The 12,357-nt window shown below is 41.7% G+C and carries 11 protein-coding genes; 8 read left to right on the forward strand and 3 right to left on the reverse strand.

The window, feature by feature from the left end; all coding sequences use genetic code 11:
* Nucleotides 1-35 precede the first annotated feature (35 nt).
* Nucleotides 36-1,220, reverse strand: a complete 1,185-nt coding sequence (locus ACXAHI_RS00555; RefSeq protein WP_474845138.1) for an FtsW/RodA/SpoVE family cell cycle protein — start codon at nucleotides 1,218-1,220, stop codon at nucleotides 36-38.
* Between the two features lie 297 nt (nucleotides 1,221-1,517).
* On the opposite strand from ACXAHI_RS00555, the gene mgtE reads away from it, so the two are divergent.
* From mgtE to fabI, 4 genes are all read left to right on the forward strand, one after another.
* The gene (gene mgtE / locus ACXAHI_RS00560) at nucleotides 1,518-2,858 is read left to right on the forward strand and encodes a magnesium transporter (RefSeq protein WP_474848031.1); all 1,341 of its coding nucleotides are present in this window, start codon (nucleotides 1,518-1,520) and stop codon (nucleotides 2,856-2,858) included.
* Between the two features lie 33 nt (nucleotides 2,859-2,891).
* A complete protein-coding gene (locus ACXAHI_RS00565) occupies nucleotides 2,892-4,739 on the forward strand; it encodes a monovalent cation:proton antiporter family protein (protein ID WP_474845140.1) in 1,848 nt (615 codons plus the stop codon).
* Between the two features lie 88 nt (nucleotides 4,740-4,827).
* The gene (locus tag ACXAHI_RS00570; protein WP_270182071.1) at nucleotides 4,828-4,977 is read left to right on the forward strand and encodes a hypothetical protein; all 150 of its coding nucleotides are present in this window, start codon (nucleotides 4,828-4,830) and stop codon (nucleotides 4,975-4,977) included.
* Nucleotides 4,978-5,070: 93 nt separating this feature from the next.
* The gene (fabI, locus tag ACXAHI_RS00575; RefSeq protein WP_474845141.1) at nucleotides 5,071-5,847 is read left to right on the forward strand and encodes an enoyl-ACP reductase FabI; all 777 of its coding nucleotides are present in this window, start codon (nucleotides 5,071-5,073) and stop codon (nucleotides 5,845-5,847) included.
* 34 nt (nucleotides 5,848-5,881) lie between these two features.
* On the opposite strand, the gene ACXAHI_RS00580 is transcribed toward fabI, so the two are convergent.
* The gene (locus tag ACXAHI_RS00580; RefSeq protein ID WP_474848033.1) at nucleotides 5,882-6,940 is read right to left on the reverse strand and encodes a CotS family spore coat protein; all 1,059 of its coding nucleotides are present in this window, start codon (nucleotides 6,938-6,940) and stop codon (nucleotides 5,882-5,884) included.
* Nucleotides 6,941-7,355: 415 nt separating this feature from the next.
* On the opposite strand from ACXAHI_RS00580, the gene ACXAHI_RS00585 reads away from it, so the two are divergent.
* The 4 genes from ACXAHI_RS00585 to ACXAHI_RS00600 all read left to right on the forward strand — a co-directional run bounded on the left by ACXAHI_RS00585 (nucleotide 7,356) and on the right by ACXAHI_RS00600 (nucleotide 10,986).
* Nucleotides 7,356-8,495, forward strand: a complete 1,140-nt coding sequence (locus tag ACXAHI_RS00585; protein WP_474845143.1) for a glycosyltransferase family 4 protein — start codon at nucleotides 7,356-7,358, stop codon at nucleotides 8,493-8,495.
* A 167-nt stretch (nucleotides 8,496-8,662) separates the two neighbouring features.
* Nucleotides 8,663-9,745, forward strand: a complete 1,083-nt coding sequence (locus ACXAHI_RS00590) for a CotS family spore coat protein (protein WP_474848035.1) — start codon at nucleotides 8,663-8,665, stop codon at nucleotides 9,743-9,745.
* A complete protein-coding gene (locus ACXAHI_RS00595) occupies nucleotides 9,711-10,574 on the forward strand; it encodes a hypothetical protein (RefSeq protein ID WP_474845145.1) in 864 nt (287 codons plus the stop codon). The genes ACXAHI_RS00590 and ACXAHI_RS00595 overlap by 35 nt, the downstream gene beginning before the upstream one ends.
* Nucleotides 10,575-10,704: 130 nt before the next feature.
* Entirely contained in the window at nucleotides 10,705-10,986 is a 282-nt protein-coding gene (locus tag ACXAHI_RS00600; RefSeq protein ID WP_474845147.1) for a hypothetical protein, read from the forward strand.
* A 28-nt stretch (nucleotides 10,987-11,014) separates the two neighbouring features.
* Here ACXAHI_RS00600 and ACXAHI_RS00605 read toward each other — a convergent pair whose 3' ends face one another.
* Complete coding sequence (locus ACXAHI_RS00605) at nucleotides 11,015-12,355, reverse strand: glycosyltransferase family 4 protein (protein WP_474845149.1); 1,341 nt, start codon at nucleotides 12,353-12,355, stop codon at nucleotides 11,015-11,017.
* Nucleotides 12,356-12,357 lie beyond the last annotated feature (2 nt).

The following is a 12,357-nucleotide window of genomic DNA, read 5'->3' on the forward strand; positions in this document are numbered from 1 at the left end:
AAAGTGATGTAAAAATAACCTGCCGCTTGGGCAGGTTATTCAAACATGTATGTTTTTGTTCGTGATCTAACGTTCAATACAAGTCCAACTGCAATCATATATGTGAGCAATGCACTTCCTCCGTAACTTACAAAAGGAAGAGGGATTCCAGTAATCGGTAATAATCGTACGGTCATACCGATATTTTGAAATACTTGGAAAGTCAACATCCCGATTACACCGGCACATAAATAGCTGCCGAACGATTCATTGCTTTCTAATGCAGTATGAATCATGCGGTAAATGAGAAGGAAGAAAATCGAGATGGTGATACTCGCTCCAATGAAACCAAACTCTTCACCGATCACTGCAAAAATGAAGTCGGTATGGGCTTCAGGGAAGTAGACGGTACCATCTGCATAGCCTTTTCCTTCAAGCTTTCCTGATCCGATGGCTAGGATTGCTTTCGTTGCTTGATAGCCTGCATCCGTATACTCTTCTGGTGCGAGCCAGCCATAAAAACGAGCAAGCTGGTATTCATCTAGAATGTAACTTTTGAAAAAAGTTGGGAATTTAAAGAATGTAAATACAACAGCAGCAATACCTGCAACTCCCGATAACGTGAGCAATGCGAGCAAACGCCATCGAACGCCTGATACGAGTGTGATACTTACGACGATCGCGGTGAAAACCATCGCGGTACCGAGATCGGGCTGTTTCATAACGATTGCAAGTGGAAGAGCTGCAATCGCAAAGATTTTACCTAGTAAGATCAAATCGGTTTGAATCGTTTTTTCTCCGTATTTTTCATGGTGTTTCACGACAGAAGAACTGATAGTGATGATCATAAAGATCTTCATAAACTCTGATGGCTGCACGCTTCCAAGCCCAGGTAATACGAACCAACTTTTTGCTCCGTTTCGAATCGGGGCAATCTGATAGCTCCCTATGTATTCTGGCATGATCATGAGCAGTAGTAAAAGGAAAATACCGAAACCGTAAAGGTACCACGAGAGCTGTTTGAAGCGATCGAAGTCGATGACCATCGTGAGTGATAAGACAAAAGCTCCAATGAAATACCAAGTTAGCTGTTTTCCAGCGAAGTTTACGTTTTTTAACTCTCCAGGAAGTGAAGCTTGTGCAGAATAAATGGCAACTGTACTGACACACATCAGTAAAAAGATAAAGAACAGAAGCGTATAATCGATCTGCTGCCAAGGTGTTTGATTGTCATTGTTCATGATATAATCCTTTCTAAAGAACAGCGTTGGAGACGTGCTCAAAGCACATCACCTATCTTATCTGAAAAAACTCTTTTTGCAAATCTGAAAAAGGAATTTGTTTTGACAAAATTACTATGTTCCGACTAAGATAGGAAGGTAATTTTACTTACTATATTATAAATGAGATTGTACGCTACTTAAAGAAATAAACAAGACCTCACTTGCAATTTATGTCTATTTTATTACGATAACGCATGACGCGCTTAGTAAAGAGTAGGAAGGAGGGAGTGCTTGGTGGCACATCCAGAACAAGAGATCCAACTTATTTACGATGCCCTTATCGAATCTTTAGCTGAAGAAAAAATAGAGGCATTTCGTGACCTATTTCTCGATATACATCCTTATGACCAGGCAAAATTCTTCCTTACTGTTGAAGAAGACGTTCGACTATTGGTATATACGTATTTGTCTCCAAAAGAAATGGCAGAGATCTTTCAAAACTTTGAAATAGAAGAGCAGGAAGATTTTATTTCTGAAATGGAACCTCCATATGCTGCTGAAATGCTTGCTGAGATGTATGCCGATGATGCTGTTGACGTCTTAAACGAGCTTAACCCAGAACAAATTGCAAGCTATTTAACAATCATGGACGATGATGCAGCTGACGAGATCAAAGAATTGCTTCATTATGAAGAGAAGACTGCCGGAAGTATCATGACAACTGAATTTGTTTCGATACGAGCTCACCAAACGGTTAAACGTGCGATGCAAATTCTTAGACGGGAAGCCCCTGAGGCAGAAACCATCTACTATGTATTCGTAGTGGACCAGCAAAAAAGGCTGGTAGGCGTCATATCTTTAAGAGATTTGATCATAGCTGAAGAAGATGTCTTGATCGAAGATATCATGAATGAACGTGTCGTATCGATTTCAGTTGGAGAAGACCAGGAAGAAGCGGCTAGGTTGATGAGAGATTATGACTTCCTCGCGCTACCCGTACTTGATTTTCAACAGCATCTACTCGGAATTATCACGCACGATGATATCGTTGACGTTATTGAAGAAGAAGCTTCAGAAGACTATTCCAAGCTTGCCGCAATCTCAGACGATGGGACGCTTGATCGAAATCCATTCGCTTCAGCACGAAAACGATTGCCCTGGCTCGTTATCTTATTGTTTCTTGGTATGATGACAGCGAGTTTGATCGGACAATTTGAAGAGACCCTCGATAAAGTGGCTCTCCTTGCCGTATTTATTCCGTTGATTGCAGGGATGGCGGGAAATACAGGTACACAGGCACTAGCAGTTGTGGTTAGAGGGATTGCAACAGGGGATTTTGAAGAACATAGTAAATGGAACTTAATTTTACGAGAAGCTGGTACAGGATTAATAACCGGAGCAACATGTGGGATCCTTGTGACAATTATTATTTTCTTATGGCAGGGAACCTTTTTTCTTGGAATTTTAGTTGGATTTTCGCTATTATGTACTCTGATAGTCGCAACGCTTGCAGGTGCGCTTGTACCACTACTTATGCATAAATTAAACATTGACCCTGCAGTGGCCTCAGGGCCGTTCATTACGACGATCAACGATATTATCAGTATTCTCATCTACTTTGGTATGGCTACTGCATTTATGAGCTATCTCATTTAGTAGGATATCGTTGGGGTTTGAAGGAGGAAAGACATGGAACACGGCGCATCAGTATCATCCTTAGTTATTGTAGTTGTTATTGCATTTTTAATTCCATTCATTCTACACAGATTTAAGTTGAACATTCTCCCTGTGGTAGTAGCAGAAATTATCGCTGGTATCATTATCGGACAGAGTGGGTTCAATTTGGTTGAAGCGGATACCTGGCTAGACACACTTTCAACGCTTGGGTTCATCTTCTTAATGTTCTTAAGTGGACTTGAGATCGATTTCTCTGTGTTTGCCAGTAAAAAGAAGAAAGTGAAGCTGCCGACTGGAAAAATCGAACCGAACCGTGTTCTGGTTTCATTCATCGTCTTCGTCTTCGTATTTCTTGTGTCGTATGGATTATCCATATTATTCGTCGTTCTAGGCTATACAGACAATGCCTTTTTCATGACGTTAATCATCTCGACGATCTCGCTTGGCGTCGTTGTGCCAACATTGAAAGACGCAAATGTGCTTAAAACGAGCATTGGACAAACGATTCTTTTGATAGCCGTTATCGCTGACCTTGCTACGATGATCTTGTTAGCGATCTTTGTTTCACTTCATTCAGGTGGAGAAGGAAACATGTGGCTGTTGTTAGTTCTATTTGGAGCAGGTATCCTTCTGTATTTCATGGGTGCTTATTTCAGACATCTTTCCTTTATTGAAACGATGTCAAAAGGGACGATCCAGATTGGAACGAGAGCAGTATTTACACTAATCATCGTACTCGTTGGGATTTCAGAAACGGTTGGAGCGGAAAATATCCTTGGTGCATTCTTGGCAGGAGCGCTCGTATCGCTTCTATCACCGAATACTGAACTTGTACAAAAGCTCGATTCATTTGGATATGGCTTCTTGATCCCAATCTTCTTTGTGATGGTAGGGGTCGAGCTAGATGTTTGGTCATTGTTCCAAGACCCTAGAGTACTTGTGTTGATTCCATTACTACTACTTGCACTATTTATCTCAAAGCTTGTTCCAGTATTTGTGCTAAAAAGATGGTATGACATCAAAACGGTCCTCGGGAGTGGAATACTATTAACATCGACGCTTTCTCTCGTGATCGCAGCAGCAGAAATCGGGGAACGAATCGATATCATCGATGAACAATTGTCATCTGCATTAATATTAGTAGCCGTCATCAGCTGTATCGTTGCACCGATCTTGTTTAGAAAAGTTATGCCTAAACCTGAAGAACGATCCAATGCTAAAAAGCTTGCGATTATTGGTGCAAATCAGATTACGCTACCAATTTCCTTAGAGTTAAATCCTGCGAATTATCAAACGGCGATTTACCATACGAAGCAAGAGAAGGTGGACTCAGATAAGCAAAGTAGTCACTTCAGTGTTACTGAACTTTCTGATTATCGTATCGATACGCTCCGAAACAGTGAAGTGTTCGATGCAGATATCTTATTGATTTCAACAGGTGACGATGAAACAAACGCAGATATCGCCGTGTTCGCAAGAGAGTATGGAACTGAACGAGTTATTGCCAGAATCGAATTAACTGAAGTTGCTGATCAATTACGTGATCTGAACATCGATGTGTTCTCAGTATTCTTTTCTACAAAAGCTTTGCTCAAAGCTCTGATCGAATCACCTGGAGTCGTCAATATCTTCACGAAAGAAGAAAATGCGCTCTACCAGATCAATATGAACAATGTTGAATATAACGGCGTGCCACTCCGTAACTTCCCTTACTTAGGTGATACGATCATCGTTCGTATCTTCCGTGGTAAAGACTCGATCGTACCTCACGGAGACACGGAGCTTCGTATAGGTGATCGTTTGATCGTAACGGGTAGCAGTGAGAGTGTAGAAGAAGTAAGAACATTATTAAGTTATTAGGAAAGGCTCTCGGCTTTATGCCGGGGGTTTTTTCGTATAGAAACTTCTTTCGAGGTGATACTACTACCAGTTGAAGGAGGTAGTAGATATGAATCCTGAACTTGAAGTTGTGTGTCCAGCCTGTCATAAGAAGAGTGAACTAGAACATACGATTACAGCTCAATCGAATCAAAACATCATCTTTGTGTGCCCTCATTGCGGGTATGAAAAAAGAAATATTGAAACGAGTAAAGGGTAATGAATTCAACATGGTACAGGTTCCTTAAAGCATGTTATAATTAGCACGTGGTGCTAAGAACTAATAATAAAAAAACCGAGGAGGAGCATGGATATGAACCTGTCTCTTGAAAATCGTACATACGTTGTAATGGGTGTTGCGAATAAACGCAGCATCGCTTGGGGAATCGCTCAAGCACTAAGTAACGCTGGGGCAAGACTTGTTTTTACATATGCTGGCGACCGTTTGGAGAAAAACGTACGCGATCTTGCTGCTACGCTTGATCGTGATGATTCTGTTATTTTACCTTGTGACATTACAGACGATCATGAAATCGAGTCGACTTTTGCAAAGATCAAAGAAGAAGTCGGTGTGATTCACGGACTAGCGCATTGTATTGCGTTCGCAAAAACAGAAGAGCTAAAGGGAGAGTATCTTGAAACAACGAGAGAAGGCTTTATGCTTGCTCACAACATCAGCTCATACTCACTTACAGCTGTATCCAAAGCTGCTCGTCCGTTAATGACGGAAGGTGGAAGCATCTTAACGATGACGTATCTTGGTGGAGAACGTGTCGTGAACAACTATAATGTGATGGGTGTTGCAAAAGCATCGCTAGACGCAAGCATGAAGTACCTTGCGAATGATCTTGGAAAAGATGGTATCCGCGTAAATGCCATTTCTGCTGGACCAATTCGTACCCTTGCTGCAAAAGGAATCGGAGACTTCAACTCAGTCTTAAAGGAAATCGAAGAAAAATCACCGCTTCGTCGTACTGTAACGAAAGAAGACGTAGGCAATACAGCACTCTTCTTAATGAGTGATCTTTCAAGTGGTATCACTGGTGAGATGATTCATGTTGATAGCGGCTTTAACATCATCGCAACATAATGGAAACGCCTCGGCAAATGCCGGGGCGTTTTTCTTATAGCAGCTGAGAAAGCTGTTCTGTTTTGCGTTTTTCATATTCAAACGCTGCCATCAATTCCTCTGGCATAATGTCATTCTTTCTTCCAAACCGCTCGCTGACCGTTTCGTAAAGTTCATAAGGGAATAGCATGTCGATGTACATCACATTCTTTTGTTCTGGCGTTAACGGTGCAACTTCTTCATAAGCGGATAACATCAGTTCAAACAGCTGATGGTCCCATACACCCGTATCACCCATCAAGGGAATGATTACCTTACGCAAATCACGAATCGGCAAGTCGAAAGTAGTAGTATCAAGGTCAATGATCCAGATCTGTTCTTCTGAAAGAAGTGTGTTTCCAGTTCCATAATCTTGGTGACAAAGACTTGGTTTCTTCTTACAAGCCGCTACCCATTCTGGATAATGAGAAGCACGAAGTTGGTCTAGAATTTCTCTTCCTTTCACGATGAATTGATCGATCTCTGCTAAATATAGCTGGCAAAAAGGGTCTTCTGGAAAACGTTTTGCGATCAGTTTCCAAGTTTCCATCTGCTGGCATCTCTTAATGTAGTGCTTAGGCCATTTACCAAGTTTTGAGAAAATTGGTGTGGCTGGAGGAGGAACATAGCCAACTGACTGTGTATGATAGTCCCCAAGGCCTCTCATCATCCACTGCAAGTCTTCTGGAACGGTCAAGTTAAACGGTCTTCCTTCAATCCATTCATAGACAACAAACAGGAATGGACCATGCTTCGTATAAAGACTGCCATCTTTGTTCGGAATAATTCCAGGCACGCGCATACCCTTCTTTGCTAAATAATCCTGCGCATGAATGGAAAAGAGTGCTTTCTTTTCCGGACGATGTATCCTCTTTAAACACTTAGGTCCTTCGTCAGTCATAAACTTCCATACAAGAGCCATCTGGCCACCTTGTATGACTTCGATACTTAATACGTTAAATTCCCAATTAGGGAGTAAAAGTTCCGCAAGCTTCGTTAGCTTTTCCTGCATTTCTGGTGTAAGTTCTGTACCGGCTTCTTCCTCTTCCGGGTCAACAAGGTTGCTTAAATCCATGCTGTGAAACGAATCGCTTACGGGCGCGTCGATGGTTACCTCAACATCACTTTCATCGGCAATGTCTGAAGAGCGAAACACTACCTGATTGGATCCTCTGAATTCTTCTGAGGCTCCATCTTTATTGTGCCAAGTTTCCATAAGTTCACCTACCTATCATATCTGTTCCTAATACGTTATGGAGAATGAGATAGTCATGTCACCATTTTCGACCAATCTATTCAAAAATAGGTATATTTAACAGGTGGTAAAGCCCTTTTTATGTTTTAAGTATAGGATTTCGCACAACCTTCCTTTTCCTCCGTATCATGCTTATAAACAGAATTTTAAGTGGTATTCTGCTTAACGTTCTAAAATTTATCAACGTCATACGGCGTTCGCATACGGAGTCTTAAAGAATTAAAGGAGGGTGAACATGAAAATTGCCTTAGTCGCAACAGAGAAGTTGCCTGTTCCAGCAATACGGGGCGGTGCGATTCAAATTTATTTAGAAGCCGTTTCAAAACTTCTAGCAAATCATCATGATGTGACTGTCATATCGATTGATGATCCAAATTTGGAATCAAGAGAAAGAAGCAATGGAGTGCAGTACATTCGCATCAATCAAGAAGATTATTTAGAAGGGCTTATCCAAGAGATCAGTGATAACAGGTTCGACGTTATCCATGTTTGTAATCGTCCAGCTTGGATCGAACCATTAAAGAAGGCGTCACCTACGAGTAAGTTTATCTTGAGCGTCCATAACGAAATGTTCGCACAAGGAAAGATGGAGGACGAAGAAGGAGAGACGTGTATCTCCCTCGTTTCGAAAATCGTTACGGTGAGTGATTATATCGGGCGAACGATCACAGATCGTTTTCCTTCAGCGCGAGGAAAAGTGCAAACGGTTTATTCTGGTGTGGACTTAAACACCTATCACCCGAGATGGACGTCGAAAGGTAGAGAACTACGAAATTCGATCAAGTCTCAATTGAATATCGAAAATAAGAAGGTCATCTTGTTCGTTGGAAGGCTGAGTAAAGTAAAAGGGCCTCATATTCTGCTTCATGCGCTGCCAAAAATTATCGAACAACATCCAGATGCACACATGGTATTCATTGGATCTAAATGGTTTGGTGAGAACGATGTAAACAACTATGTAAAGCACCTTTATACATTAGGTGCCATGTATCCAGACAACATTACGTTCATTAAGTTTGTTGAGCCGAAGGACATTCCAAAACTTTATTCGATGGCGGATGTTTTCGTGTGTTGTTCACAGTGGCAAGAGCCACTAGCACGCGTTCATTACGAAGCGATGGCTGCTGGGTTACCTGTATTAACGAGTGACCGTGGAGGAAATCCGGAAGTCATTGTGGAGGGAAAGAATGGGAATGTGATCCATCAATTTGATGAGCCTACTGCATATGCAGAAATGATTGGCAAGTTCCTTTCAAGTGAAGGAACTCGAGATCGCTACGGTAAATTCGGCCGTACGTATGTCGAGGAAAAGTTTGGCTGGAATCGAGTAGCGTCTAACTTAAAAACCGTTTATGAAGCTGCTTCTAGACGGTAGAGGAAGAGAGGGAAACGATCGTGGAAGAAAAGGAACTTGAGCAGGAGTTAGAAGATATGGAGCATGCTGAAGAGGCTGAAGATGTAAGCGAAGACATAGATGGTGACGAGATCGATGATTTGAATGAAGACATGGAAGATTTAGCTGACGACGGAGATTATTCTCTTGTGCATGAAACAGCCAATCTTGCTGAATTGAACCAGGTACTCCGTTATTACCCGGTTGAACCGACAGCGGTCCATTTGATCTTCAGTAGACAAGGACGCACAAAATGGCGTGTGCATACGAAGCAAGGAACAATGATGTTGAGGCAAGAGTTTATCAGACCTGATCGGATGCTTTACATTGCAGGTGCACATTGGCATCTCCAAGAAAAAGGCATGCCAATCGCAAAGTTGATTCGAACTCGAAACAATGGATTGATCCTTGCAGGTGAAGACCACGCCTACGTTCTGTATGAAGATGTAGAAGGCGAGACGATGCTGTATTACGATAAAGAACAAACGAAGAAAACCATGGCGTTTATCGGACAATTCCACAATGCATCGAAAGGATACATTCAACCTGAAGGAAGTAAGAAGCGAAGTCGAATAGATAAGTGGCATAAGTTATATCGCTGGAAGATCCAAGAGTTAGAAGGCTATAAAAAGCTTGCGAACGACTATACGACGGATCAATTCTCGATCCTGTTTTTACAACAGGTCGATTTGATGCTCAACCGTGCAAAAGAAGCGTTAGCTGAACTAGACAATCCAAACTTTTCTTCATGGACGAATGAAGTCTTCGAGTCGAAAATGTTTTGTCAGCAAGATTTCACGATGGCTCGCTTGATTGAAAAAGATGGGGCTGCTTTCATGAGAGATCTTCATTCAGTGAATGCTGATTTACCATCTCGAGATATTCGTATTCTGATGAATAAAGTAATGAAAAAGCTCGCGGTTTGGGATCATGAGCTAGCAGAGGAGATGCTCATCCATTATGACCAGGTCCATCCCCTAACAGAAGGGCAATATCGGGTCCTATGGACAGATTTGAAGTTTCCTCATTTATTCTGTGCAATCGCTCATAAATACTATCTCAGTCAAAAAAGATCGTGGTCAGATGAAAAATATTTGATGCATATTCGGAACATTATTGCTGTAGAAAATTCAAAGGAAGAGTTTCTATCGAATTTTGATGGAATTTTCAAAGGAATAAAAGGAGGTGTCATAAGCGATGGAACAAGTTTCACAACAGAAAGCGATTCCTAAGTTAGAGCTTGAAGAGTTTCGATTTTCTCCTCCTGGTTCGATGGGGTGGAGTTATGCAGAATATGAAAAAATCCTTGATGGGCAAGCGGAGTTAGAAGTAGACACCACATCTTCACTTCATACACCTCCGATTCCAACGACAAACTTGAAAGAATTGCCTCCAGGCGATGGAACGGTAAACATTCCATTTGTTTCTTCAGAAGAGCTTAGCAATGAAAGTGTTAGTGAGGAGCCTGGAGATAGTAGTGCTCCACCGGAAGAAGCATCGATTATGGAATTAAGTGAGATAGAAGAAGTTGTACCGAACGTTGAAGAAGCCCCGGTAGCAGAAGAGACACCTGTAGTCCAAGAGACACATGGAGAAGTTGAAGAGAAATATGCGCTTAGAGTGAGAACGATCGGTCGACCTCGTAATTTAGGTAAAAGCAGATATCGTTGCCCAGTTATGAATCAGCAATCTTTCTTCCAAGAAGATTGTGGATGTGAAGAACCTATTGTAGAAGATCATGAGGAGTTAGAAGTTGAAGACGTGCTGGAAGTTGAGGAAACGATTGAAGATGTAACCGATGAGCTAGAGATTGAAGAAGTAGAAGATGAGTTGCCGGATGAAGAAGAGGTCAAATTAGAAGAACACGTGATTAATGAAGACGAAGACGAAGATGAAGACGATGACGATGAAGATGAAGATGAAGACGATGACGATGACGACGATGACGACGAAGACGACGAAGACGACGAAGACGAAGACGAAGACAATGATGATTGTGTAAAGAAAGTCCGCGTAATCGATAGTCCAACGAAGGCTTCTTCAATCTGGGTACCAGCTTAAGGGAAAAATAGGTTCATCGGTGGACTAGAAATTGCACCATTTGTCCTATACAAAAAATCAAAATCCTCATACCCTATAAAGAATTCTTTAACGAGAATACAAAGCAAATTAACGATAAAGGGGAATTACGATGGCGCATCACGATAAGCATGAAGAAGTATTGAAAAAGCTGCAAGAAATGCTTGCAGGAGGAGAAGTAGAAGAGGTGGAACTAGCGTTCGAAATGGTGAGTGGAGAAGAGCTCTCATTTGAGTTTGACCTAGACGACGATGAAGAAGAAGAGGAAGAGGAAGAAGAGGAAGTAGAAGAAGAAGAAGAGGAAGAAGAAGAGGAAGCAGCAATTGAAGATACTCAAATCCTTGATGATGAAGAGGAAGAAGAGTTTGACGAAGAAGACGAAGAAGACGAATAAAAAGAAATAGAACCGGTCATGACCGGTTCTATTTCTTTTTTTGTCTGTAAGTTCTATCGAAGATCCAAGGTTCCTCAAATCTTGTCTCCTTCGTTTCTTGTACAGACTTAGATGGACGTTCTGTTATTGTAACAGAATCATTCTCAAGATCCTTAACTTCCTCAACATCGACACCATACTCAACTGGTTCATGTGATACAGTTTTTTCAGCTTCAGGTAAAATGGTTTCTAAAGGACAGGCCTTACGATAAACGCGTTCTAAGCGGTTTGCGACGTGTTGAAACGTATGATTCGCTTCTACTACTTTACGTCCGTTTAAGCTCAATTCTATCGCTTTCTCAGGGTGGTTTAACAAGTCACAAACTGCCCTTGCGAAAGATGAGGGCTGCCGGTATGCACCTACAACAAGACCATTGTGCAGATGCGTTACAACTTCAGCGTTTCCTCCTCGTTTCGTTGTGATGAGTGGAACACCAGCTGCCATCGCTTCATAATGGACGCGAGCGAGGGGCTCCTGCCACTGTGAACTGCAGACAAAAACATCACCGAGTAAGAAGGTTCTTGGTATGTCCTCGTGAGGGATGTATTTGGTAAAGAGAACATGTTCTCCTAACGGTTTAGCAAGTTTGTAGAGGTATGAGACGTATTCATTCAAACGGTTGTCGCTAAACCATTTTCCTCCACAAATGACGAGTACAGCATCAGGGTGTTCTTTTAAAATCGCAGGCATCGCTTTGATTAAAAGATGTGGTCCTTTTGTTTTACTGAGTCTTCCGATGAACAGGATTACTTTTCGGTTCGTAAGCCGGTACTTCTGTTTTAACTTTTGTTTGATCTTGTTCCCCTCATCTGTCCACGAAGGTTGAAACTGAGTTAGATCGACACCAGAATAGACGACTTGAATCTTCTCATCGGCTTCTGGAAACCGATTTAATATCGTAGTTCTAATATAATTGCTCACTGTCATGATTTGAGATGCGCTTTCGATCGCTTTCATGCCTTCTTCATCACTTAGTTTTCGTTCTTTAAACATATCGTTATGAAGACTCAGCACAATCTGGCTTTCTGGCATGACGCTCTTATACAGAATGACAGCTTTCGGTCTGTTGAAAACATGGATGAGGTCAAAAGGTGTCATCTCAGTTAGTACTTCTGCAACATTTTCGCTGTAATTTTCACGAGGGACTCGTATATACGTAACGGAATCAACCTCTTCATAGTCAGGTAATTCTGGGTCTTGAACAGAGAAAACGGTCATAGAGTGGTGTTCTGTGAGGTAAGGAAGCACCCCATCGATCATCATTTGAATCGCCCCGCCTTTTACAGCGGGAGATGGAAGTTTTTCTGTGCAAACGTAGGCGATATTCACTA

It is taken from the genome of Anaerobacillus sp. ABD4_527 (assembly GCF_056160805.1).

Excerpts from the sequence above, each read along its gene's own strand:
- ACXAHI_RS00570 (WP_270182071.1), top strand. The coding sequence starts at position 4,828 with ATGAATCCTGAACTTGAAGTTGTGTGTCCAGCCTGTCATAAGAAGAGT.
- ACXAHI_RS00580 (WP_474848033.1), bottom strand. The coding sequence starts at position 6,940 with ATGGATTTAAGCAACCTTGTTGACCCGGAAGAGGAAGAAGCCGGTACA.
- ACXAHI_RS00585 (WP_474845143.1), top strand. The coding sequence starts at position 7,356 with ATGAAAATTGCCTTAGTCGCAACAGAGAAGTTGCCTGTTCCAGCAATA.
- ACXAHI_RS00595 (WP_474845145.1), top strand. The coding sequence starts at position 9,711 with ATGGAACAAGTTTCACAACAGAAAGCGATTCCTAAGTTAGAGCTTGAA.
- ACXAHI_RS00600 (WP_474845147.1), top strand. The coding sequence starts at position 10,705 with ATGGCGCATCACGATAAGCATGAAGAAGTATTGAAAAAGCTGCAAGAA.
- ACXAHI_RS00565 (WP_474845140.1), top strand. The coding sequence starts at position 2,892 with ATGGAACACGGCGCATCAGTATCATCCTTAGTTATTGTAGTTGTTATT.
- ACXAHI_RS00555 (WP_474845138.1), bottom strand. The coding sequence starts at position 1,220 with ATGAACAATGACAATCAAACACCTTGGCAGCAGATCGATTATACGCTT.
- fabI (WP_474845141.1), top strand. The coding sequence starts at position 5,071 with ATGAACCTGTCTCTTGAAAATCGTACATACGTTGTAATGGGTGTTGCG.